This window comes from Mesorhizobium sp. M0001, assembly GCF_040324255.1.
Classification (GTDB): domain Bacteria; phylum Pseudomonadota; class Alphaproteobacteria; order Rhizobiales; family Rhizobiaceae; genus Mesorhizobium.
This window is the reverse complement of the sequence record NZ_JAMYVS010000005.1, coordinates 422,647-446,234: the sequence shown is the minus strand read 5'-3', so window position 1 is coordinate 446,234 and position 23,588 is coordinate 422,647. Positions and strand designations below refer to the sequence as shown.

The following is a 23,588-nucleotide window of genomic DNA, read 5'->3' as shown; positions in this document are numbered from 1 at the left end:
CTCTGGCCTGCCGGCCATCTCCCCCTCAAGTGGGGAGATTAGCTGCTTCGCCGTCCATTCACATCCTACCCAGCGAGCCCTTCATGACCGATTCCCGTGCCCGCGATATCCTGTCTCGCCAATCCGAGCTCGAGACCGAGCGCTCTCAGTACGAGGCGGTGTGGGAGCAGGTGGCGGAATTTTGCGATCCCGATGCGCCCGATGTCTGGAGCGGCCGCAGGAGCGGCGGACCGGATTCGCAGGCCGAGCGGCAGGAGCGGCGCGGTGCCCGCGTCTATGCCAACACCATCAACTCGGCCGCCAATCGCCTCGCCGCCGGGCTCGAAAGCCTGATCATCCCGCAGTCGGAAAAATGGCACGGGCTGACCACCGCAGAAATGAACGACGAGGAGACCGATGAGGAGAAGGAATGGGCGGAGGGCTTGCGCGACTTCCTGTTTGCGCTGCGCTATTCCGCCAACTCCAATTTCGTGCCGGCCACGCAGGCCTGCCTGCGCAATGTCGTGCGCTATGGCCCGGCCTATCTCTATGCCGAGGAAGGCTTTGGCGGCACGCTGATCCGCTATGCCTCGATCCCCGTGGTCGAGGGCTATCTCGCCCGCAACCGCTGGGGCCAGGTCGACATTTTCCACCGCCGCTACGAGCGCACGGCAAGACAGGCGGCGCAGCTGCTCGGCTACGAAAAAATGCCGGCGCGGATCAAGATGCTGGTCGACGATCCCGCCAAATGCGAGACGAAAATCTCGCTGATCCAGTGCATCCAGCCGCGCGACGAGCGCAAGATGTACCGGCTTTCCGGCGACTACCAGTATCTCGACACGGCATTCGCCTCCTATCACGTCATCGAGGACGAGGAGGAGATCGTCAGGGAAAGCGGTTTCCGCTCCTTCCCGGTGTCGACATTCAACTGGCGCCGCTACGAGGGCGATCCCTATGGTATCTCGCCGACCATCGAGGCGCTGACGACGGTGCGCGAGGAAAACGCGGTGCGCCGCTCGGGCCTGCGCGCCCTGCAGCAGATCACCGATCCGGCAACCGCGTCCAAGGCCAGGCTCGATTATGTCCCGGTGCTCAACCCCGGCGAGAATTATCCCGGCCTCATCGACGACAATGGAAGGCCCCTGATCCAGCCGATCGCGACCGGACAGAACCCGACCTACGCCTTCAACTATGCGGCCAGCCGGGCGGAGGAAATCCGCGACATGATGTTCGTCAACCTGTTCCAGACGCTGGTGCAGAACCCGCAGATGACGGCGACCGAAGCGCTCATTCGCCAGGAAGAGAAGGGCGCGCTGCTCGGCCCCTCGGGTTCGATCATCCAGGCCGGCTTTGCCAGCAATCTCGACCGTGAACTCGGCATTCTCGAGGACAAGGGCCTCTATGATGAAGACAGCCGCTTCGCGCCGCCGGAAAGCCTCGCCGGCAAGGCGGTGCGGCCGACCTTCACCGGCCCGCTCGATGTGCTGCGCCGCTCGGCCGAGGCGCGCGACACCATCCAGGTGGTGACGACGGCCATGCAGATGGCGCAGTTCGATCCCGGCATCATGGACAATATTGACGGCGACGAGGCGCTGAAGATCGTGCAGAGCGCCGGCCGCAGCCCGCAGCGCATCTTTCGGCGCAAGGAGGAGGTGGAGGGTCTGCGGGGAGCGAGAGCCCAAGCTCAGCAAGCCCAGGCCGGCATGGCGGCGATCGCCTCCGCCGGCAAGGTCGCCAAGGATGCCGTGCCGGCCGCCGTGCAGGCGCGCGACAGCGGCCTGCTCGACGCATTGATGCTGCAGGCGGGCGGCGGCGGGCAAGCGACGGCCGTGCCGGCCGCGCCAGCCGCCAACAGTGAGCAGGGAGCATGAGCGGCAAACGCTTCGCCCGCGCCAGTCAGGCCGGCGGTCCCGCCAAGGCGCGCGACGCGCTGACCAAGGCCTATCTCAGGGTCTTCTCCGGCGAGGACGGCGAAATGGTGCTGGCCGATCTCGCGGCAACCGTCGGCTACTACCGCCGCCCGTCCTATGGCGAGTGGATGGCCAGGACGAGGACGCCGAACGGCTTCGAACTGCACAGCGCGCTGAGCAATGCGCGGGCTGAGGTGGTGCAGCACATTATGGGGTTTCTGACGCTGGACGAGACGCAGCTGGCTGCGCTGGAGAAGGCGGCACGGGCGGAAGGATAGGCGGCATCCGCAAAGCTGCCAATCTCCCCCCGTGTGGGGGAGATGTCCGGCAGGACAGAGGGGGGGCGCTGTCCCGCTAGCGTTTGCCGTTTCTACAGATCGATTTCCCAATCAACGCGCTGCGCCAAGCCCAGCCGCAATCACGATATGCTGGCAAACATTATCGATGTCGCGAAGGACGTCGTCGTTCCAGAAGCGAAGAACAGTCCATCCGTCTTCCTCAAGGCGCGTCGTCCTCGCTCCGTCGCGCGCGGCTGAATCCGCTTCCGCATGCTGGGAGCCGTCAACTTCCACGGTGAGCTTCTTTTCAGGGCAAGCGAAGTCGACAATGTAGCCGGCGATCGGAAATTGCCGGCGGAAGCCAAGCCCCATCAATCGATGCGCGCGAAGTTCATTCCAAAGCTTCAACTCGGCGTCGGTCATCACCTTGCGCATCGATCTGGCTTTTGAACGATGCCTTGGGGGCAAAGGTGTGTGCGGCATTATGAAAGCCCCGATGCGGGCACTCTACGGCGCCCCCCTCTGTCCTGCCGGACATCTCCCCCACGAGGGGGGAGATTAGCTGTCACCGGCGCTCTGCTCAACCGTTGCCGTGTTTCCAACAACGCCACTCCAAAAGTCCGCAAACGACGCGATCGGCGTGCGTTGCGGCTTGCCATGCCTCCGGCAAAGCGCTCCATCGGCAGGAACCAGACACATGGTCCACATCATTCCTCTCTCGGTTGCCCGGCGTCGGTCAGGCAGTGCGGCGCAAGGTACTGGCTCCTCGCCGGCAGGCGGGGCAAGCCAGCAGCCCGACAGCTACTGGCAGGAGGTTGCCGAGCGCTATGAGCAGCTCATATCGCAGCAGCAGGCCTTCGATACCGAGGTCGCCGCACGCAAGTTGAACGGCGAGATCGCGCAGGCCGAGGCCGACGCTGTAGCCAATGCGCCGGCAGATGGCGCCGGCCTGCACGAAGGCATGTATGGCCAGGTCGACCCGCACACGGGGCGCGTGCTGCAAACGGGTCGGTTCGACACCCTGTTCAAGGGTTTCCTGAGCCAGGTGCCGCCCGAGCTGCACCCCGGCCTCAGCGCTCGCAAGGAGACGCTGCGCACCGAGGGTGCTTGGCGGATGGCGGCGCAGCAGCTGCAACGCCGCAAAGACTATGAGCGGGCCCAAGTCGACACGGCGCTGCGAACCAACGCCATCGCCATCGGCAAGGCGCACCCCGACGACCACGTGACCTTCGAGGCGGCCAGGCAGGACGGGCCCGATCTCATCGACAAGATGGGGGTCGATCCTGGTATCAGGCAGCAACTGGCCAAGGACTGGCACAGCACCGCCGCCAAGGCGCGGTTCGAGGCGCTGATTTCCAGGGACCCGAAGCGCGCGCTGGCGATATTTGGCGTTGGCACCCCGGCCGCCGGCAGTGGGGCTATGGGCGACAGCGCGCAGGCTGCGGGCAACTCCTTTGTGGAAGGCCCAAGGATGGCGCCCGGGAAGAAGGCCGCGTCGGCACGCAGACTCCGGACGAACGCATAGCGCAGGCATTCAGGGACGATCTTCCCCAGGAGGAACAGGATGTCCTGGCCTTAAAGGCAAAGGTCGCCAAGTTCTCGCAGGACATCCAGACGCGCATTGCCATCGGTCGCGCCGAGGCGGAAGCGCCGGACCAGTTCGCACGCACGGGCGCCTACTCCGGCGGAATACCGGGCAAGGATGCCTACCGGATCATCTATGGCCTCGATGAGGGCGACAGGCGCCGGCGGGTTCTCGAATGGCGAGCCGGGGTCGGAAAGAAAATCTTTGACATGGGTACCATGTCGAACCAGGCGATCGATGCCGCTGTTGTCAGCGCTGAGCCGGGGCCGAACGCTTCACCTGAGGACCAGGAGCGCTATGAGATCACCGACGCCGCGGCAAAGCTGGTGCGGGAGAGGCGGCGGGTCGGTGCCGGTGGCTACGTCAGCGGATTGTCTCAAAAGACCTTCGAGGGCTGGGAAGCCGTGTTTGGCAGCGGGGCTTCGAATCCGGGGAACTATGATCCGAACCTTTACGATCAGACGATAGCCTTGTCTGTCGCTCTGCAAAAAGTATTGGGCATCGAAGATGAAAATCTTCAGCCAATAACGTTTTCCTACCTGCTCGAGCTTGCCGAACAGCGCGACAGCGGAAGCGCGTACTTGATGGACCGCTACGCCAAGGCGAGCGAGTTGTTTGCGCGCACCAAAGATCCTGTCGCGCGGGCAGCTTTGGTCCGGGAATTGGATGAAGCCGGCCTGGGCGGCATACTCCCCGGCGGCAAGCCTGGCCTTTCAGCGGGCGAGGTGTTTCGAGCTGACGCCAAGGCGCTTGGCAAGGCGGGTGCAAATGCCGGGATATTCGCGGGCAAATTGACGAAGGGAGTTGGCTACGGGCTTTCCTTCGGATCAATCGACCCTCCCGATTTCAGCCAAGGCTACTACGAGCCTGCAAATCCCACCGAGAAAGTGATGATGCGTCAGGGAGGTGACGCATTCGGCTGGGCGATACCGGTGCCCGGATTTGGCCGAGCCGCCGAGAAAGGCATACCGCGAGCAGTTGAGTCTATGAGCGCTATCGCGGCCGAGCGAGCCGAAGGCCTCGTCGCCAAGCGGCCGGGCGAGTTAGCTGACGAAGGCGAGGCGCTTGTTGGTGGCGTGGACGCCCAAACGCTCCGATACCAGCAGGGGCTGGCCAGCTTCGCTTTCCAATCGGTCCCCAAATCCGACCGCGCATTTGACAATGCAATGCTAGGCGCAATGCTCGCCCGGGATCCAGACAAGGTCAGATACTCCGGCGCAAAACTAGGCGTTGCCGAGTCAGAGGATTACCGCAAGATTTTTTACGCCAGAAATCCGAAATTAAAGAGCAGTGATAACGTTGTTCATCATGCTGGCGAGAGGCAGGTTGTTGAGAGAGATCCAAGAATTACAAATATAGAAGAAATAAATTCATACGAAAATCTTCGAGGAATCCCAAAAAAACGAGATAGAAACCTACACAAAAAGGTAATCAGGTTTGAATGGGATGAATTCTATAAACGCAACCCCAATTTCACGCGCGAGCAATGGCTTGATAAAATTACAGAAATCGACAAGAAATATGGCCATTTGTTCGACCCGCCGATAGGTGAATAATGCGATATTTTGATATCAGGCCGGATGTGGCTGGTGGGCTGGGTAACCATACGGTTTTAGACACCGACGTTCACCCACCAGTCGTCCACAAGCTGCACTATGAGGTAGAAGGATGGTTCGGCGACGCGCTTGTCACAACCTTTCCATGCTTTCTTGTAACGGATGAAGCAAAGGAGGCGTTGCTGAAGATGGGGATATCTGGTGCTGATTTTTCCGATGCTGAGGTGGCAGAGTCGGAGGAATTTCATGAGTTGCAGCCTGGGCAGGAACTGCCACATTTCGTCTGGTTAAAAGTGGACGGGCAAGCAGGTCGCGACGATTTTGGCATCGCTTCGAATTACGATCTCGTCATATCAGAGCGAGTCCTTGATTTGTTTGAAAGACTAGGAATTCCCTCTGCGGTGATTGAGCCTTTTGGCGAAAGAGACTCATGACGAGGGCCGATGCAATGAATAAGTCACCCTAATCCACCAGAGTTGCCAATTCTGGGTCACTCATTCCACTTCTCGGAATATATAGGTGAGAAATGGATTACTATTATGTAGAGCCTTTTGCCGCTGGTGATTTTGGCAAAAATACTCTCCTCGACAATCGCGTTCACCCGCCATTGTCCACAAATTCCACTACGAGATTGACGTTTGGATAGGTGACGTCCTCATAACAAGCTTCCCCTGCTATCTTGTCACCGAGCAAGCCAAGCGGGAACCTTTGGAGGATAGGTGTTTCGGGCGTGGCTTTTGCAGATGTTGAGGTGACCGCCTCGGTGCGCTAGGCTAGACGAAGGTGGCAAGGGAGTTAGCCATAGAGACCGCCAAACCAGACTTAAGCAGCGTTATGCGTCTGCCTCCGGCCGACATCAGCACCGCCGATGACGATCTTGATGCCGCCCGAATCGAGGCACGGCAGTATCTCGAATTTTACACCTGGGTCTTATCCATCAAAGGCGAATATTTCGGATATGGCGCGGAAGGAATAATCTACATTTTCCTGTTCGAGATAGAGCCGCGACCGGATGTGAACCAATGGATCTGGGTGATCGTTGGCGATGTGCCGCCGACATATATCCCTGCCGACGACGCGAGGACGCCTTTCGAGGTTCTTGATGGCTATATCGGTGCCCTTGAGGACTGGGTTGAGGCAGCGCGACAAGGAAAGTCGGTGGCGAAATTGATACCGGTCAATGTCGACGCAAATCCCGCCAACGCCGAAATGCTGGCTGGCCGCCTCAAATTTCTCGACGAAAAAATCTTGCCGGAGCTTAAAAGGTAATTCTGACGATTGAGGATGCCGGTAGCAGGTGAGGGGCCAGCCTCTCAGAGGATCGCGCTGCCCCTCAACCGCCCTTCGGGCACCTTCTCCCCGTTGAACGAGGAGAAGGGGAAACCCGTCCTCAATAATCGCCGTTGTAATACCGGTCGTCGCAAGGCGCGGTGTAGATGCGGCCGTAGCGATCCTGGTAGCGGCAGAGCTGTTCGCCGCGGCGCTGCGGCGTGGTCGACTGGCCGATAACGGCGCCGAGCAAGGCGCCGCCGGCGGCGCCGATCACGGTGCTCTTGGTGTTGCCGCCCAGCGCCTGGCCGGCGAGCGCGCCGACGCCGCCGCCGATGAGCGCGCCGTTGGTTGCCCTCTGCTGCTGTTCGGTCTGGGTCGCGCAGCCTGCCAGAGCGGCAGTCATGAGCACGGCGGCAAGGGCTTGTCTGATGATCATCTTGGAACTCCTTTGAAGCCCCAAACGCGGATTGGAGCGAATGGTTGCCAGTAGCTGTCGCATTGCGGCCAAACGGCGGCGCGCCCGCTCACGAAATGAGACGTGGTTTCTCGGGCCTTGAAGACAATGGTCGCCAAAGCGGAAACGCCTTGCGCGAACAGGGCCATAGCGCCCCGGTTTGAATCGATACGCCAGCGCTGATCCGGCGCTTTTTGAATAACGTCCTTTCCAGAATTCCGAACAGAAATGGAGATACCAATGACCCGAGGTCTTCCCCGGACGCTGTCGCGCGCCGCCGCCCGCGAGGCCGGATCTGCCCCGCCCAAATTCGGCCTCAAGGCCGTCACCACGGGGCAGGGCGGCTCGTACCGCACCGTCTTCACCCTTGCCGGCATGCAGGTGCCGGTCGCCGACGCGCTGGCCTATGCCAGCCAGAAACTGCTCGATTTCGCCGACGGCAAGGTGCGCATCAAGGGCGGCACGGCCAGACTGCAATTTGCGGTACTGACCACCCGCGCGGCGACCATCAACGACAATGCGGCGCTGACCTGGTCGCTGGGCTCTGTGGCGGCATCGAGTGCGACGCTGGCCGGCGCCATGGTCAATGTGCTGGCTTCGACGGCCCGCACACTGGATGGCCTGGGCGCCGCGCTGTCGACGGCCTCGACCGCGGATGTCGCGGCAGCCGCCACGCTGGACGGCACGGCGACGCCGGTGGATCTCTACCTCAACCTGGCGTTTGCCACCGGCACCGATATCGACGCCGACGGGACGCTGGCGGTGACGGGCACGATCACGCTGCTGTGGGAGAACTGGGGCGATAACGCGTAGGCGGTGATATAGCCAATCTCCCCCCTCGTGGGGGAGATGCCCGGCAGGGCAGAGGGGGGCGCTGTCCCGCCGGCCTGTCCTGTCGATTTTACACTTGCGTTATTCGGAGAGGCTTCGGCTGACGAAGTGCCCGAACGCTGGCGTTCCTTCGCGCCCCCCTCTGTCCTGCCGGACATCTCCCCCACAGGTGGGGAGATTGGCAGTTTCGCCGCCGGCTCCTTCTAACAACAATCAAAGGAATCCACTCATGACAGATCTGGCAGATTCCGGGTCCGTGGCGGCGCGTGCGCAGCCGGCGGGCAACCCAGTATGGCCACCGGCAGGCGCGGATAACGGGTCCGCCGCGCTTCCGGCCAAAAGTTGGTTTGACGGTCTTTCCGAAGGCAACCGCAAGCTCGCTGAAGCCAAGGGCTGGACCAGGGCCGAAAACCTCGATCGGGTTTTCAATTCCTATGCGGAGCTGGAGCGGCAGCAGGGTGAGAGCCTGCGCGTTCCCGCACCGGACGCATCCCCGGAAGACTGGCAGAAATTTCATGCCCGGCTGCCGGAGACCATGCGTCCGCTGACATCGCCCGACAAGGTCGAGTACAGGCGGCCCGACGGCCTGCCTGAAAACTTCGCTTATTCGGACGAGCTTGCCCAGGCGTCCAAGGCCTGGGCAGTCGAGGCCGGCGCCACGCCCAAAGTGGCGCAGGCCTATCACGACCGCTTCGTCGGCTACATGGCCGAACAGGCCGCGCGCCAGGACATCGCGCTTGCCCGCTCGGTCGAGGCCACGCATGACGATCTCGTGCGCGACTGGGGACCGACCGGCAGTGATGGCTTTCGCCAGAAGCTGGAGGTCGCCAACCGGGCGATGAAGAAGCTCGGACTGGTCGACGCCTATAAGGCCAAGGGCATCCTGCTGCCGGACGGCGCATTGACCGATCCGCAGATCGCCAAGGCGTTCCATGCCGTCGGCGAGGCGATGTTCAGGGAAGACACGATCGACGGCGGCGCGGCTTTGAGCGGCGGCAATCCGTTCAAGCGCAACGCCGCCGGTGACCGCAACATTTCGGCGATTTCAGCCCTTGTCAAAAGCGACCCCGCCCGCGCCCGGCGGCTGGCACGCGAGGCCGGTGAAAACCCCGACCTCTGGATGCCCAACAACCCGCTCTAGTCCTCCAAAGCTCGCCGCCACATCAACCTCAAAGGAAGTGAAAAATGGCAGACGCCTATACCCGTATCGCGGACGCGATCGTTCCGTCCGTTTATGCCCAGTACTCGTTCGAGGAGCACGTCCAGTCGCTGGAAATCTTCCAGGCCGGCATCCTGTTCAACGACCCGGCCATCACCGCCAAGCTGTCGATGGGCGGCCGCTCGGTCGACATGCCCGGCTGGAAGGATCTCGGCAACGATCCGTCCGAACCGGTCAATGACGATCCGGCCGATTCCATCGAGATGAAGAAGATCGGCGCCCGCCGCGAGGTCGCCGCCCGCAATGTCCGCGCCCAGGCCTGGGGCGTTCCGGACCTGACCTCGATCCTGGCCGGCGACGATCCGCAGAAGCTGATCGTCAAGCGCCAGACCGAGTACTGGCAGCGCGCCAACAAGCTGACCCTGCTCGGCATTCTGAAGGGTGTCGCCGCCGACAACATCGCCAATGACGGCGGCGACCTGGTGCGCGTCACCGGCGCCTCCATCGTCGATACCGACATCATCGAGGCCGCCTATCTGATGGGCGACCGCGCGGACAAGTTCAAGACGATCTGGATGCACTCCAAGCAGATGAAGGCACTGAAGCTCGCCGATCTCATCGACTATGTTCCGTCGTCAGAGCAGGGCGGGCCGCTCATCCCCTACTACATGGGGCTGCGCTGCGTGGTCGATGACGACATTCCGGTCGCGGCCGGCGTCTACACCGCCTTCATGTTCAAGGACAAGGCGATCCTGTGGAACGAGCTTCCGGTCAACACGGAAGGCGGCCCGCTGGAGTTCGACCGCAAGCCGCGCCAGGGCCATGGCGGCGGCGTCACCGAGATGGTCGGCCGCAGGCACTTCGTCCCGCACGTGCCCGGCACCCGTTTCCTCGACGCGTCTTCGGCCGGCGAGTTCGCCACCGACGCCGAACTCGCGCTGGCGGCAAACTGGGACCGTACGGCCTCCAGCGTCAAGAGCATGACGTTCATCGCGCTGAAAACGACCGAGGCGTAGTACCTTTCGTCCGGCCAGCGGGTCGCCGAAACTGCTGATCTCCCCCCTTGCGGGGGAGATGTCCGGCAGGACAGAGGGGGGTGTGAAGGATCGCCAACTTCCGGTCCCTTTCAACCCCCTTCAACCCACAACCGCTTCTCCAAATTACGTCAGGTCGGCGGGACAGCACCCCCCTCTGGCCTGCCGGCCATCTCCCCCGCAAGGGGGGAGATTGGCGCTCCGCCATATGCCCTTGCCCAATCAACCACCATCCACGAGGCGCTGATCCATGGCCATCACCCCGCTCGACATCGCCAATATGGCGCTCGCCGTCCTCGACGAGGCGCCGATCGACAGTCTCGACCAGGACGTCAAGGCGGCGCGCCTGCTCAACCTGCATTTCGACCTGACGCGGGAAGCCGAACTCGCCAGGCACGCCTGGGTGTTCGCCATCCTTGCCGCCAGCGTCGCCGGCGCCGACACCGGCAGCGGCAATTGCACCTTGAACTTCGCCTATGAACTGCCCGCCGATTGCCTGCGGCCGCTGCCGCTGACCGCAAATGGCGAGCCCAACGGCGTGCCGATCTCGTGGCGCCAGGAAGCCGGACTGATCTACAGCGATCGGTCCGGTCCATTGATCATCCGTTATATCGCCAACCTTACCGACCCGAACGACTGGGACGCGCTGTTCACCGAAGTGCTGGTCTCCGCCCTTGCCATCAAGATCGCGCATCCCTTGACGCACAAGGCGGGCATGATCGACATCGCCCGCTCCGCCTATGACCGGGCGCTGGACGCGGCCTTCGCCGCCAACGCCATCCAGCGCGGCGGCCGGCTCTACACCTCATCCTGGGCGCAGCAGCGCGGCGACTTCAGGGTGTCTGCCCGATGACCGCGCTCTACCCTATCCAGGACGTTTTCACCCGTGGCGAAATCAGCCCGCGCCTGCACGCGCGCGCCTCACTCGATCTCTATCGTGCGGCGCTGTCCAAATGTGAGAACTTCGTCACGTTGCCGCATGGCGGTATCCGCGCCCGCGGCGGCAGCTATTTCGTCAACGAGGTGAAGAATTCGGCCAGGAAGACGCGCGCCATCCCCTTCATCTTCTCCTCCGAGCAGGCCTACTGCCTGGAGTTCGGCGACCTCTATATCCGCGTCTGTGCCTATGGCGCCCGCGTCGGCACGGTCGAGGTGGCCTCGCCCTATCTGGAGGCCGATTTGTTCGACCTCGCCTATGTCCAGTCAGCCGACCAGATGTGGATCACCCACAAGAACTATGCGCCCAAAGTGCTGACCCGCACCGCCCACACGACATGGACGCTGGCAGGTTACGAGTTCCTCGACGGCCCTTACGATCCAATCAACACGACCGGCACCACGATGACGCCGGCCAGTTACGGCTCGTACGTGCCGAAGATGACAGGCTTGACGGCTCCGGCCGGAACGGCTTTGGCCAGCAACGGTTCCGCGTCAGCGTGGGCGATTTTCGACAAGGACAGCAGAACAGGTGCGGAGATCGGTGCCGGCACCAATGGCTGGGTCCAATATCGGCAGGCGAGCGGAGCGCAGAAGGTTTGCAACGCCTACTGGGTGCAAGCCATGAACAGCGCGTCGGAAGCAGAAAACATGCCGACGCAATGGGAAATCCAGGGCTCGAACGACGGATCGACATGGACAACCATCGACTCGCGGATTGGGCAGATAGGCTGGGGTAACTCCGAGCGCCGGTTCTTCGAATTTTTCAACAAGGCCGCCTTTGAATATCTGCGCATGGACATGGACGGTGGCGGCGGCTCTGACAGTACCAGAACCGACTTCGCCGAATGGGCGCCGAACGAGGACGGCGACCTTATGACGCCGTTCAATCTGACGGCGTCATCGATCACCGGTATCAACGATGATACCGGGTTCCAGACATCGGATATTGGCCGCGCCATCCGGCTGCTCGGTTCGGATGGGCGGTGGCGCTGGGCCAAGATTGCAGCACGCACGAGCGCGACAGTCGTTACCGTTCGTCTGTATGGCCATGCCTTGCCGGATCTCAGTCCGATCAGCCGCTGGCGGCTTGGTACCTTCGTGCCCGGAAAATATGTCGAGGCGGGCTCGCTCTATGAGGAGCGGTTGGCCTTCAGTCGAAAATTCTCGGTCTATGCATCGGCGACCGGCGACTTCGACAATTTCGCGCTCGGCGAGGAAGATGACGACGCGCTGGAATTCGTCCAGGCCGGCGGCGGCCAGGCCAACGACATCGTCTGGATCGCCGATTCCGATGGTGCGCTGCTGATCGGCACGTCGGGCGGTATCAGGGCACTGTCCGGCTCCGGCATCGACGAGGCACTCACCCCGTCCTCGTTCAAGAACCGCCGTTCGCGCACCTTTGGCTGCGCCCGCATCCGCCCGGTCGATGCCGGGCAGTCCTTCCTCTATGTCACCCGCTCGCGCAAATCGATTGCCGAGCTGACGCAGAGTTCTACAGCCAAATTCACCTCCGATGACATCGGCCAGATCTCGGAACATATCCCCAAGCAAGGCGTGGTCGAACTCGCCTTCCAGACCGACCCCGACCCGATGCTGTGGTTCCCGCTCGAAAATGGCGAACTTGGCGGCTACACCCACCAGCCGAGCCAGGAGGTGCGCGGCATGCACCGCCATCGCTTCGGCGGCAGCTTCGCTGGATCCGCCCCCGGTCAACCCACTTGGGCGGTCGTTGAAAGCGCCGTGGTGACGCCTGGCCAGAACGGCGTCGACGACATCTGGCTGATCGTCAAGCGCACGATTGGCGGGGTGACCAGGCGCTACATCGAAATCATGACCACGCCATTCGAATACGGCATGCTGGAGGATGCCTTCCAGGTCGATTGCGGACTGACCTATTCGGGTGCACCCGTCAACGTCGTCTCCGGGCTCGGCCATCTCAACGGCCAACTGGTCGACGTGCTGGCCGGCGGCAAGGTCTATCGCGGCCTGCCGGTTGCCTCCGGCCAGGTGACGCTGCCCGCCGGCGCCACAGCTGGGAAGTGGCAGGTCGGGCTGCCCTTCCAGTCCGAGGCCAACACGCTGGAACTCGACGTCGGCGGCCAGGACGGTTCCGTCATCGGCCGCCGCAAGAAGGTGGCGAAAGTCATCCTGTCGCTGCTCGAGACCGACACCACCGGGCTGCAGGTGCAGTCCTTCCTCCGCGGCCGCTGGGAGAGCGTGCGCATGCCGAGCATCGTCGCACCCGACGGCAATGCGAAACTCTACACCGGCAATGTCGATGTACCGGTCGACGACAGCTGGGAAGGGCAGGGCAGGGTCCGCATCCGCCACGTCAACCCGACGCCCTGCACGATCCGGGCGTTTACGCCGGTATTCGACGCCGAGCCGTAGGGCCTGCTGATCTCCCCCCTTGAGGGGGAGATGTCGCCGAAGGCGACAGAGAGGGTCGGTGCGACCGGACGCGACCCAATTGCCCACCTCGCAGAGAAAGAAGCCAGCGCTCCACGCGAGACGACCCCCTCTGGCCTGCCGGCCATCTCCCCCTCAAGGGGGGAGATAACGCTCCTCTCAAAAAGGAACCCACCCCAATGACCCCCCATGCCGAGACCCTCGGCAAGGCGCGGACGGCTGCCGATTTCGCGGCCGTCATCGCCTTGCTCGACACCGACATTAACGACGCCGTCGTCCGCAGGCGCGCGCTGGAGCAGGCCGAGGACCGGGCCGTCTTTGGCGACGGCGACCTGGCCGCGGCGCGCGCCGCGCTCGATGCCTGCAACGACGTCATCACCTTGCTGGAAAAAACCATCTGCGTCGCCGACACGCGCCGCATCGACGCCGCCGAGAGCGAAGCCCGCGCCGACATTGCCGCTATTGGCGACGAGATTGCGGCCAAAGCCGCCACCCTGACCGAGCGCTGGCGCAACGCTGCCCGGCTGGTCGAGCTGCTGCGCCAGGAACTGTTCGAGGCCGATGCGCTCGTCCGTGCCATCGCCACCGCCAATGGCCTGTTCGACGCCGCCAGCGTCGCCGAGCTGAAGATAAACCTCACCGCCGCCCGCCGCGCCGCCATGGCCGGCGCAGGGGCAGCCGCACCCGCTCGCCTCAGCCGCGCCGGCCTGCAGGCCGACCGGCTGCTTTTGTCCCTGCTCGCCACCGGCGGTGCGCTCGACCCGCGCCCGCAGCTTGGCGCGCCGGTCGCCGGCGTCAAAAGCAAGTTCATTCCCGCAAGCAAACCCATTCCCGCAATCAAACCCATTCCCGCGAGAAAACCCATTCCTGCAATCAAACCCCTGGGCGAACGAGGCTGACCATGTGCACACTTGCCCTTCTCGGCACCGTTCTTTCCGTCGGCGGCGCGCTGGCCGAGGGCCAGCAGTCGAAGCAGATGGCCGACTATCAGGCCAAGGCGTATCAGCAGCAGGCGCAGGCGGACGCTCAAGCCGCCGCCTTCGAGCAAGGCCAGGAGCGCCACAAGCAGGACCTGCTGCAGGCGCAGGCGCGCGCCCAGGCCGGCGCGTCCGGCGTCGGCATAGCCGGCTCGCCGACCGAGGTGCTGGCGGCGAATGCCAGGCAGGGCCAGGCGGATCTCGGCGCGCTGCTGTATGGCTCGAAGCTGCGCCAGAACAATCTCAACAGCCAAGCCGCCATCTCGCGCTTCCAGGGCAAGCAGGCGGTGACGGCGTCGATCTTCAACGCCGGCAGCGCGCTCGTTGGCGGCCTCTCCAAAATCTACGACCCGACGAAAGCGGCAGCGTCAAGCGCTGCGGCCGCCGCTGTGCCGGGCCGCTCCGTGATCTTCGGCAGTGCGGTCCTCAGGGCTCCGTGGGCGGGGAACACCTAGATGGTACACATCATCCCCCTTTCCGTCGGCCAGCGCCGGCTCGATACCGGCAACGCCGTGCAATATCCCCAGGGGTCGCCGATCGGCGGCGCCATGCAAGGTTTCGGCGACCACCTTTCCGCTCTTGCCGAACGCTACCAGCAGATGAAGGACCAGCAGGACGCGTTCGACGCCGAGCTGGCGCGTCGCGGCTTCGACGCGCGGATCGCGCAGGCCGAAGATGAAGTGGCGGCGAACGCGCCGGCGGATGGCGCAGGCATGCATGAAGCCATGTATGGCGAGGTCGACCTGCGCGCCGGCCGGGTGGTGAAACCAGGCCTGTACGATACGCTGTTCGACGATGCGAAACGGACGATGCCCGAAAGCCAGCAAGCCGCTTTCGCAGGTCAGAAGGAAAACAAGCGCTTCGTTGGCGCATACCGCATGGCGCTGCGGCAAAGGACCAAACGCGACGACTACGAGAAGGCCACCGTCGACACGACGCTGACAACCAATGCCATCGCCATCGCAAAAGGCGACCCGAACGACACCGCGACCTTCGAAGCGATCCGGCAGAGCGGGCTCGACCTGATCGCCAAGATCGGCAACCCGCTTGCCAGGCAAGCGGCGGAAGCAGCCTGGCGCACCAACGCGGCCAAGGCGCTGGTTCAGGCGATGATCGCCACGGACCCGAAGCGCGCTGCTGAAATGTTGGGTGCGGTGCCGGTGGGAGGGCGGGTACGAAATGATACGGCGGCCGTAGGCGGCTCGAATGTTTCAGGTGAATCCAATGCGACCGCGGTGACGCAGGAACAGTCGGGCAAACTATCGCTGGACGAAAGCAGGGCACAGGCTAGCGGAACTCCTGCGCCGAATGGCGAAGCGGATATTCCACTGGAAGCCATCACCTACCTTAAGTCCAGCGATATTGCCGCATTGAAGAATGAGGCGAACTCCGCCACCGCGGCTCGATTGATCGACGGGCATGCGAGGGTGCGGCTTGCCGAACAAAACGCGCCCGCTGTCATCGCCTTCACAGGCAATTGCCCGGAAGAGGAAGAGCCAGCCGCTCAGGATTTCGTCAGTACCTACGGCGCCACAGACGGGCAGACGCGTTTCGATGAGTTCAGGGCGACGGTTGATGCCGCCAACTCATTTCACAATTTCTACCGCGCATCGAACCGCGAGATACATGCCGAGCTTCGTGATTTCGAACCCGGCCCGAAGGGTACGCCAGAAGAGCACAAACGCTACGACATAAGGGCCGGCGCCGCCGAGATGATCATGGCCGCCCGCCGCGGGGATCCCGTGGCCTATGTCACCCAACTGTTCCCCGGCGAAGCTCCGGACTGGAGCAAGGTTTCAACGCCACAGGATTTCCAGAAAGCGGTGACCTGGGCCAGGGCCGCTCAAGAGCAGATGGGCTTCGACACGAGACTGCCGCTGCCCTGGGCTGTAGCTGACCAGTGGGCTGCGAAATACATCGACCCAAGTTTGCCATTCAACACCCGTCTCGCGGAGTTGAGTTCGATTGTCCTCGCAGTTCGCGATCCGGAAGCGCGCGAGGCAGTAGCCAAACAAATCTTGCTGACAGCGGAAGCCCGGTGGCGAGCCAAGGCCGCCCAAGATCCGACCATGACGCCGGAGGTATTGGAACTCCAACTTGCAGCGCTGAAGAATGGTCTGACGTGGATTGGGGAAAATCCGGCTCAGGCCCAGTACAGCACCATGTCGACGTTTCGGCAGTTCGGCATGGCATTCGGGGATATTGGCCGGACCATAGCCAAGGGTGCGACCGCTGGAGGCGCGGATGCAATCGTCGCCAAGCTCGCATCATCGGGATCAGGTGAAAGCTACCAAGGTCGTCTCGCTTTCGAACAGGAGCAGACGGAGGATGCCGAGGACCGGGCCGGTTCGGCCGGTTGGGTGGCCGGGGGCCTCGGTGCCGGCTTGGCAGGGTACGGGGCTGCGATCGGCCTCTACCGTGTGCTCGGCCGGGCAGGAATCGGCGTGGGTGCGGAGAGCCTGACTGGTCTTGGAGCTCGAACCGCGGTAGGCTCCGCGACTGGCGGCGCTTATGGTGGGGCATATGCCTACAATGTTGGAGAAAGCGTCCCGCAAGGCGTCCTGAATGGCGCGCTTTGGGGTGCTGCCGGCAATGTCCTTGCCGAAGGACTTGCTTCAATTGGCAGACAGGTGGTTGCACGGCTCGCGAAACGCGCAGCAGTTGCTAAGCCCACGACCGTCCCAGATAATGATCCAACCCCGGTTCCTCCGGTCAAAGCGGAAGAGATTCCAGTCTCAACCGACCAGGCACCCGAAATAAGGAGGCCCTATGCACATTTGGAAGACCCTCCTAACGTTGCGCCTGGCAAGGATTTTACAAGGGCGCAGAAGTTTAAAATGGCGGAGGAGAATAGAAAATGGAACCGAGGGGTCTTAAGAGACGACGAGGACGGGCAGGAATTGATACCGCCTCAGAAGAGTAAAAAAGGTGTAACGCCTCCACCAAACGAAGCACAATTTGATCACATAAATCCCCTCAACCCAGCAGATCCGACCAAATCTCCAGGAACCAACAGCTATAGAAACGCAAGTCTGGCAGCAAGAAGACGAAATAGAAAAAAAATCCAACAAATAGGGTTGGCGACAATGAAATGGAAATTTGAAGATCCGCAGAACGTAGCTGTTTTCGTAAATAGAAAGGCCATACAGGATGGAGGCTGGGTTGCCCGTGTAGTGCATGATGATGATGATGGGGCATGGCAGTTTCATGCGCATGTATCTGAAGATATCGATGATGTAGATATTATCATTCTAAGCTTAAGAAACATTGTGGAAAAAGATAATACTATCATGCAGTTGGCCGACCTGCCTTATGGGTGGCATGCTTGGCGTGAGACGAAATCGTCGCCATGGAAGCGAGGCAGAAGGGCCTAAAATATGGGCGAATGGAAATTCGAGGACCCCAGAAACTTGGCTGTCATATCGACGCGTAAAATATTTCGTGGCGGCGGCTGGATTGCATACGCGTCACATGATGCTGACGACGAGTCGTGGCAGTTCTACGGAAATGAAGCTGAAGTCGATCAGAACGACTTGATTTTGGTAGGCTTGGTTGAGGTCGTGGAGCTTGATGAAACAGTTGCACAGCTGGCGGATCTGCCATTGGGCTGGCATGCTTGGCGCGATGCAAAAACCTCGCCATGGAAGCGAGCCAAAATGCCTGACGAGGTTCCAGGGTCGACGCTGAGTTAGTTCCATCATCCCGAATGGGATAGGTTCGAATGGGACGGATTTTATAATTTGAAGCTCAACGCGTGAGTGAAGGCGCGGGAGAGAAATGAACAACGCAATTCCGGACCTGTCCACCGTTGTAAGGTTGCCTCCAGCCAATGTCGGCACCGGTGAAAGCGAACTTGACTCTGCCCGCGTCGAGGCTCGCGAACACCTCGAATTCTTCGATTGGGTTTTGTCCATCAAGGGCGAGTATCTCGGCTACGGCGGCGAAGGCATCATATCTTTCTGTTCGAGATCGAGCCTGGAAGGCCGGACATACCAAGATGGATTTGGGTGATCGTCGGCGATGTGCCAACGACATATAACCCGGCTGACGACACCAAAACCCCTTTCGAGGCTCTGGATGGCTACATCGGTGCGCTTGAAGATTGGGTTGAGGCCGCGCGTCAGGGAAAATCCGTGGCGAAGTTGATACCAGTCAATGTCGATGCGACTCCTGCCAATGCCGAGATGCTGGCAAGTCGCCTCGAGTTCCTCGATGAGAGGATTCTGCCGTTGCTTCAAGGGTGATGCCAAGAAGCGTGCAGCGACGACTTGTCGGCCAGCCCGTGGATGTGCATGAAATTAAGCCAGTGAAGTTTGGCGGGAGTCCGACCGATCCGTCCAACAAGGTGATTCTGCCCCGAGAAGTTCATCAGCAGCAGGTTACGCCCTGGTGGAACAAATTACTAAAAGACATTGGAGAATAGCAGTGGGATATACACTAACTAAGGGACGTTTCGACCCACCGGCTCAAGCTGCAGTTGTCGATGGCCTGCCCGCAAGCCTGGGAGTGACATTGCCGAAGGATTACGCCGATTTCGTTAGGGAGCATAATGGAGGTGAAGGCTTCATCGGCGACAGCTATATAATTTTTTTCAAGGCTGAAGAGTTGGTAGACTTCAATCGAGAATATGAGGTTGAGAAATACGCACCAGGCATCCTCTTGTTTGCGTCGAATGGAGGAGGGGAAGCCTATGGCTTCGACACCCACGACGTGGAAATGCCGATCGTGCGCATCCCATTCATATTTATGGAACGGCAATCCGCCGAGACGATAGCGCGTGACCTCGCCGGTCTGTTTGCTGCGTTGGAGGACTTGAAATGAGCGTCCAAGGTACAGATTCGCGTTCCAAAGGCATGGAATTGTTCGAGATCAAACCGGTAGCGGTTGGCGGCGATCCAGTTAGCATGGAAAACAAGATCTGGTTGACCAGGCAAGAGCATTTTCAAGTGGTGCGCTTTTGGAATCGAACTATCGAAGTTCAGCGTAAGGCGGCGCTGGAAAAGGCGGGACGAAACGGGGAATAGAGTGCAAGGAGCACGAGCCATGACCAGCGTCGGACGATCATTTTGCAAATCCACCGAACCGCCGGCGTAAGCAACTCGTCCCTAGATCCCAACATAATAATGGTACCATCTTCCAGAGGTTTTGCATCCGAATCGTGGCGGAGGGTTTCTCTTTGGGGAAAGTAGGTAGGCTGATAGAGATAGTCGAAAGGCTGTCGGAGTTTGACGAGTACGACACGATTTATGCGTCGGAGCCTTGGACCGAGGATTCCGTTGCGATGGTTGCTACCGGGCTGGACACGGGAAGATCGCCACCGGAGGCCGTCGAAGCCGGTTTGGAATATTTTCTTGAGATACATATCTGTCGAGAAGTCATCGAGGGTTGGCTTGCCTCAATAAAGAAAAACCTAGCCTAGCGGGGGTTTGTCAAAGGCTTATCGAATACGCCATCAATGACGCATAGGAGAGATAGAGTGGAACATAACCCGCGCTATGACGGAAAGCCGCTGCTTAAACTATTGGAATTTTATGTTTTGTGGGTAATTGGTGAGCTGCCCGAAGAGGTGGATAAATCCTTGAAGGCGATAGCTCCCAAACTGCACACTCTCTATGGCGGCGATGGACAGTGGCAGGGCGCAATTGCCGCATCTGTTCATTTTTCCGAGGAATACCGGCGGAAATCCGGGGTCTATGGGCGAGGAACCTCGAAATCGCTCGCGACAACGACGTAACGCTTTCGCCTCAGAAATTTGCCGAGATGTTCGTAGATGAAAATTTCGAGAATGATGGATTACGGTGACAGCGTATTTCTAGAGGTCCGCACCAGTGCGAGGTAGAGCGAAAGCTCTAAAGCTGACAAATTGAAAAGAGTGCACTGTCACCGTAATTCCGAAGCATTGAGACGCATAATTCAGCTGGACAGCCTGATCGTGGGCGTTGGAGGAACTGCCGGATTATACTTGTCCAGCGGACAAAGTGGCTCCAGTATGGACGGACCCGTTGAGAAGAACAGCAATGTCTATTAGATTCGCTGCGCTGGCGCCCACTTACATCTGAAGGGCTGGCCAGCGGTCACTTTGAAAAGCGCATGGGACGGCGGCCTTGGCTCGCCGCAATGAACATGGGCAGGAAGATACTTCTCGGTGGAACCGTTTCCTATGACGACGACATCGAACTGAACACGCGGCGGCAACACCCGACCATAGCCTGGTTGTGGCGGCTGGGGACATGTGATCCTTCGGAAAGGCCAGAGCTACTGGCCAAATACGAAGAATGGAATCAACTCCATGAAGAGAAAAAGCGGAATGCCAAGGGTTGGGAACACCGCAGCTTTTGCCCCTTGCTGGACGTTGATGACATCGGTCGCACAGTCATGCAGAGGGCGACGCCGAGGCAATGGCGCTGAGGATCGAGCTTGGGCTGCCGGCTGAACCGGAGAAAGTGCCGACCGAAGAAGAGCGTATTCTGGCCGAGGCCGGGGATGGCTATGTGACGCCTGCGCAGCGCAAGCGGCTGCGCTACCTGCGCAAGCACCCTGAGGACGGGTGATGCGCCGCGTCTAACTCTTCGGTCTTCATCACAGCGCTGATCGTCGCGCACCAAATTGGAACTTCTTTCAAGCCTCGCTTTCGCGGGGCTTTTTTAATGGAGCAAGCCTTATGGCCCGACCTGCAACTGCCGCCGTTCGTCTGTTGACCGGCGAACGCGAACCCGTGCGCCTGGCGACGACGGGCAACATCACCCTTTATGGCCTGCAGACCACCGACGGCGTGCCGGCCGAGGTCGGCGACCGTGTGCTGGTCAAGAACCAGACCGATGCCCGCGACAACGGCATTTATACCGCCAGCGAAGGCCAATGGTTCCGCGCCGCCGATGCCCGCACCAGCCGCACCATGCAGAAGGGCACGACGGTGCATGTTCAGCAGGGCGCGGTCTCGGCCGACTTCGTCTATGTTTTCGAAACGCTCGATCCGGTGATCGGCACCGACGCGGTCACGATCGCCTTTTACCTGTCGGAGGACACGCTGGGCGATGCGGTGGCTGCTGCCAGCGCCGCCGCCGCCAGCGCCGCTGCGGCGCTCACCTCCAAGAACGCTGCCGCCACCAGCGCCACCAATGCCGGCACCTCGGCCGGCGCCGCCGCGGGTTCGGCCACGGCCGCCGCCGGCTCCGCCACAACAGCCGCGACCAGCGCCACCAATGCAGGCAATTCGGCAACGGCGGCTTCCGGCTCGGCATCGGGCGCGGCGACCAGCGCCACCAACGCAGGCAACTCGGCTACAGCTGCAGCCGGTTCGGCGAGCGCTGCCTCGGGCTCGGCAACCGCGGCTTCCACCTCAGCCACCAATGCCGCGACCTCCGCTTCCAATGCGGCGGCCAGCGCTGCGGCGGCATTAACCTCGGTGGCGGCGCTCGGCTACACCTTTTCCACGACCACAGCCGACGCCGATCCGGGCAATGGCACCTTGCGGCTGAACAATGCGAGCGCTGCCTTGGTGACCGCGGCCTATATCGACAATCTCGACGCCGGCGGCTCCACGGTGAGTGGCATCCTCGATGGCTTTGACGACAGCACGAACCCCATCAAGGGCCAGTTGACCCTGCGCTCGAAAGCCTCCACCGCTATCTACTCTGTCTATAATGTCAGTGGCGCAGTTGTGGATGGTAGCGGCTACCGCAAACTGACGCTCGCCTATGTCAGTGGCGCCGGCACTTTGCCGACGACGGCCAACGGCATCTGGCTGATGTTCGACCGGGCCGGCGACAGAGGCGCCGACGGGACGGGAGTAGGAGATTTTTTGGGGCCTGCGTCTTCGGCAACCGACAATATTGTCACTTTCGCGGGCACGACGGGCAAGGTGGGGAAGGATAGTGGGATCGCGGTGTCCAGCCTGGCGCCGAAGGCCAGCCCGACATTTACCGGGACGCCAACGGGGCCGACCGCAGCGCCTGGAACGAATACCACGCAATTGGCTACAACGGGGTTCGTCAAGGCTGGGTTTGATCTGAAACTTGATAGCCGACCCAACCTTGGTGTCGTCGCGCAGACGATCACCGATTGGAACAACGCCCTGGACAATGGCTGGTATATGGCCTCGGCGGCGGCTAATGCGCCAGACGGCGTAAATTGGTTCCTGGGGTTTGTGGAAGCGCACGGAAGCACTGGCTACCGGACGCAGACGGTGCATGATTTCGTCAACGACACTACGGCGGCAGACCAAAAGCTATGGCGGCGCAGGCAGGCTGGCGGTGCCTGGGGAGGATGGATCAAGCTGCAATGGTCGCAGGCCGAACAGGATGCACGCTATGTCCAGTCGTCCACGGCGTTGCTTCAGAAGTTTTATGAAAGCCCGCAACAGACCATCACATCCGGCGGGTCGCTGACGTTGGCTCATGGACTCGGCGTCAAGCCAAAAAACTACTTTGCCGTGCTGCAATGCACTACGGCAGATGCCGGGTATTCCATTGGAGACGAAGTACTGGCTAATCCGGGCGGCGGTACAGGCAACAAAGGTCTATCGCTGGTCCCGGACGCCACCAACATCAATGTGCGGTTTTCGTCCACCGCTGTTGATATCACTGCCAAAGGCACCGGCGCAGGCACCACAATTACCAATAGTAGCTGGAGGCTCGTCGTGCGAGCGTGGGCCTAATTATTAGCGGCTTCTCTCCTGGCCTGCAGCAGATCCTGCTGAGCGCAGTATTTCTCGTAGGGCGACCCCGTATACCGGGAAATGTATATGTCTACGCTTACCGATACAGGCAAAACAGCCAAAAAGAAGCCGCCTGTCGATAGCAGCCATCCGGCACCGCAACATAGGCGCCAAGAGCGACAAGTGCCACCAGTCCAATTTGCAGGGACTGATACCGGTACAGAAGCCACATCTAAAAAGCCCTTTCCAATTTTGAGGCGACACCATGACAAAATACTCGTTGACGGCAATGGCGCCTATCTCGGCGGCTTTGATGGTGAAGACCTCGAGCTTCCTGAAAATGGCATCGAAGTGCCTGAAGCCCCGGAAGATGCGCGTCAAATATGGGATGGCTAGGCTTGGAGTGCTGCCCCGGCAGTCCGCCACATTGTGCTGAAATCCATAGTGCAAGCCCGCATCATCGGCGGCGGCAAGATGCCGCAGGCCTATGGCATGCTCACCGGCAACCCGATCTATTTCGCCCGCTGGTTCGCTCCGGACGATCCCTCT

The 23,588-nt window shown here is 61.1% G+C and carries 27 protein-coding genes; 25 read left to right on the top strand and 2 right to left on the bottom strand.

The genetic code is table 11. The features are described 5' to 3' along the window. Positions 1 to 83: 83 nt before the first annotated feature. Positions 84 to 1,850: a portal protein gene (locus NKK50_RS17755; protein WP_352499179.1), complete on the top strand. Its 1,767-nt coding sequence runs from the start codon at positions 84 to 86 to the stop codon at positions 1,848 to 1,850. Further along, positions 1,847 to 2,167, top strand: a complete 321-nt coding sequence (locus tag NKK50_RS17750) for a Bbp19 family protein (RefSeq protein ID WP_031246925.1) — start codon at positions 1,847 to 1,849, stop codon at positions 2,165 to 2,167. Before NKK50_RS17755 ends, NKK50_RS17750 begins: the two co-directional genes overlap by 4 nt. Before the next feature lie 111 nt (positions 2,168 to 2,278). Here the strand turns inward: NKK50_RS17750 and NKK50_RS17745 are convergent, their stop codons facing one another. Then, a complete protein-coding gene (locus NKK50_RS17745) occupies positions 2,279 to 2,650 on the bottom strand; it encodes an endonuclease domain-containing protein (protein WP_352447935.1) in 372 nt (123 codons plus the stop codon). Positions 2,651 to 2,864: 214 nt separating this feature from the next. On the opposite strand from NKK50_RS17745, the gene NKK50_RS17740 reads away from it, so the two are divergent. The 4 genes from NKK50_RS17740 (at position 2,865) to NKK50_RS17725 (ending at position 6,577) form a co-directional block, all read left to right on the top strand. Continuing rightward, the gene (locus tag NKK50_RS17740) at positions 2,865 to 3,692 is read left to right on the top strand and encodes a hypothetical protein (RefSeq protein ID WP_352499180.1); all 828 of its coding nucleotides are present in this window, start codon (positions 2,865 to 2,867) and stop codon (positions 3,690 to 3,692) included. 269 nt (positions 3,693 to 3,961) lie between these two features. Continuing rightward, positions 3,962 to 5,308: a hypothetical protein gene (locus NKK50_RS17735; protein ID WP_352499181.1), complete on the top strand. Its 1,347-nt coding sequence runs from the start codon at positions 3,962 to 3,964 to the stop codon at positions 5,306 to 5,308. Next, entirely contained in the window at positions 5,308 to 5,742 is a 435-nt protein-coding gene (locus NKK50_RS17730) for a hypothetical protein (RefSeq protein WP_023743946.1), read from the top strand. Before NKK50_RS17735 ends, NKK50_RS17730 begins: the two co-directional genes overlap by 1 nt. A gap of 349 nt (positions 5,743 to 6,091) precedes the next feature. After that, positions 6,092 to 6,577: a hypothetical protein gene (locus NKK50_RS17725; protein WP_245265730.1), complete on the top strand. Its 486-nt coding sequence runs from the start codon at positions 6,092 to 6,094 to the stop codon at positions 6,575 to 6,577. Positions 6,578 to 6,698: 121 nt separating this feature from the next. Here the strand turns inward: NKK50_RS17725 and NKK50_RS17720 are convergent, their stop codons facing one another. Next, on the bottom strand, positions 6,699 to 7,016 hold the full coding sequence (locus tag NKK50_RS17720; protein ID WP_352543706.1) for a YMGG-like glycine zipper-containing protein: 318 nt from the start codon (positions 7,014 to 7,016) through the stop codon (positions 6,699 to 6,701). Positions 7,017 to 7,274: 258 nt separating this feature from the next. Here NKK50_RS17720 and NKK50_RS17715 point away from each other — a divergent pair, with 258 nt between their 5' ends. The 19 genes from NKK50_RS17715 to NKK50_RS17625 all read left to right on the top strand — a co-directional run bounded on the left by NKK50_RS17715 (position 7,275) and on the right by NKK50_RS17625 (position 23,435). Then, entirely contained in the window at positions 7,275 to 7,847 is a 573-nt protein-coding gene (locus tag NKK50_RS17715) for a hypothetical protein (protein ID WP_352499182.1), read from the top strand. A gap of 247 nt (positions 7,848 to 8,094) precedes the next feature. Further along, positions 8,095 to 9,006 carry a hypothetical protein gene (locus NKK50_RS17710; protein WP_352499183.1) on the top strand — a complete coding sequence of 304 codons (912 nt, stop codon included), beginning with the start codon at positions 8,095 to 8,097 and terminating at the stop codon, positions 9,004 to 9,006. A gap of 44 nt (positions 9,007 to 9,050) precedes the next feature. Continuing rightward, on the top strand, positions 9,051 to 10,040 hold the full coding sequence (locus NKK50_RS17705) for a Coat protein (RefSeq protein WP_352499184.1): 990 nt from the start codon (positions 9,051 to 9,053) through the stop codon (positions 10,038 to 10,040). Between the two features lie 268 nt (positions 10,041 to 10,308). Beyond that, a complete protein-coding gene (locus NKK50_RS17700) occupies positions 10,309 to 10,911 on the top strand; it encodes a phage connector family protein (protein ID WP_023743951.1) in 603 nt (200 codons plus the stop codon). Beyond that, positions 10,908 to 13,388, top strand: coding sequence for a phage tail protein (locus tag NKK50_RS17695; RefSeq protein WP_352543705.1), 2,481 nt, complete (start codon positions 10,908 to 10,910; stop codon positions 13,386 to 13,388). Before NKK50_RS17700 ends, NKK50_RS17695 begins: the two co-directional genes overlap by 4 nt. Before the next feature lie 197 nt (positions 13,389 to 13,585). Next, entirely contained in the window at positions 13,586 to 14,305 is a 720-nt protein-coding gene (locus tag NKK50_RS17690; protein ID WP_352543704.1) for a hypothetical protein, read from the top strand. A gap of 2 nt (positions 14,306 to 14,307) precedes the next feature. Then, on the top strand, positions 14,308 to 14,838 hold the full coding sequence (locus tag NKK50_RS17685) for a hypothetical protein (protein ID WP_352499187.1): 531 nt from the start codon (positions 14,308 to 14,310) through the stop codon (positions 14,836 to 14,838). Further along, positions 14,839 to 17,757, top strand: coding sequence for a hypothetical protein (locus tag NKK50_RS17680; RefSeq protein WP_352543703.1), 2,919 nt, complete (start codon positions 14,839 to 14,841; stop codon positions 17,755 to 17,757). A gap of 3 nt (positions 17,758 to 17,760) precedes the next feature. Then, the gene (locus NKK50_RS17675) at positions 17,761 to 18,075 is read left to right on the top strand and encodes a hypothetical protein (protein WP_084558240.1); all 315 of its coding nucleotides are present in this window, start codon (positions 17,761 to 17,763) and stop codon (positions 18,073 to 18,075) included. An 85-nt stretch (positions 18,076 to 18,160) separates the two neighbouring features. Beyond that, entirely contained in the window at positions 18,161 to 18,394 is a 234-nt protein-coding gene (locus NKK50_RS17670) for a hypothetical protein (protein ID WP_050592344.1), read from the top strand. Continuing rightward, positions 18,391 to 18,627, top strand: coding sequence for a hypothetical protein (locus NKK50_RS17665; RefSeq protein ID WP_023734797.1), 237 nt, complete (start codon positions 18,391 to 18,393; stop codon positions 18,625 to 18,627). Before NKK50_RS17670 ends, NKK50_RS17665 begins: the two co-directional genes overlap by 4 nt. A 181-nt stretch (positions 18,628 to 18,808) precedes the next feature. Continuing rightward, positions 18,809 to 19,204 (top strand): SMI1/KNR4 family protein, encoded by a 396-nt coding sequence (locus NKK50_RS17660; RefSeq protein WP_023743957.1) that lies wholly within the window; start codon positions 18,809 to 18,811, stop codon positions 19,202 to 19,204. Beyond that, positions 19,201 to 19,407, top strand: a complete 207-nt coding sequence (locus NKK50_RS17655) for a hypothetical protein (RefSeq protein WP_023734799.1) — start codon at positions 19,201 to 19,203, stop codon at positions 19,405 to 19,407. The genes NKK50_RS17660 and NKK50_RS17655 overlap by 4 nt, the downstream gene beginning before the upstream one ends. A gap of 134 nt (positions 19,408 to 19,541) precedes the next feature. Further along, positions 19,542 to 19,802 carry a hypothetical protein gene (locus NKK50_RS17650; protein WP_023694658.1) on the top strand — a complete coding sequence of 87 codons (261 nt, stop codon included), beginning with the start codon at positions 19,542 to 19,544 and terminating at the stop codon, positions 19,800 to 19,802. A gap of 57 nt (positions 19,803 to 19,859) precedes the next feature. Next, positions 19,860 to 20,117, top strand: a complete 258-nt coding sequence (locus NKK50_RS17645) for a hypothetical protein (RefSeq protein WP_156936355.1) — start codon at positions 19,860 to 19,862, stop codon at positions 20,115 to 20,117. 383 nt (positions 20,118 to 20,500) lie between these two features. Next, the gene (locus tag NKK50_RS17640) at positions 20,501 to 20,791 is read left to right on the top strand and encodes a hypothetical protein (protein ID WP_023694659.1); all 291 of its coding nucleotides are present in this window, start codon (positions 20,501 to 20,503) and stop codon (positions 20,789 to 20,791) included. Further along, complete coding sequence (locus NKK50_RS17635; protein WP_023694660.1) at positions 20,782 to 20,934, top strand: hypothetical protein; 153 nt, start codon at positions 20,782 to 20,784, stop codon at positions 20,932 to 20,934. The genes NKK50_RS17640 and NKK50_RS17635 overlap by 10 nt, the downstream gene beginning before the upstream one ends. Positions 20,935 to 21,179: 245 nt before the next feature. Further along, the gene (locus NKK50_RS17630; RefSeq protein WP_352543702.1) at positions 21,180 to 23,039 is read left to right on the top strand and encodes a pyocin knob domain-containing protein; all 1,860 of its coding nucleotides are present in this window, start codon (positions 21,180 to 21,182) and stop codon (positions 23,037 to 23,039) included. An 87-nt stretch (positions 23,040 to 23,126) separates the two neighbouring features. Continuing rightward, a complete protein-coding gene (locus NKK50_RS17625) occupies positions 23,127 to 23,435 on the top strand; it encodes a hypothetical protein (RefSeq protein ID WP_352499190.1) in 309 nt (102 codons plus the stop codon). The last annotated feature ends 153 nt before the right edge of the window (positions 23,436 to 23,588 follow it).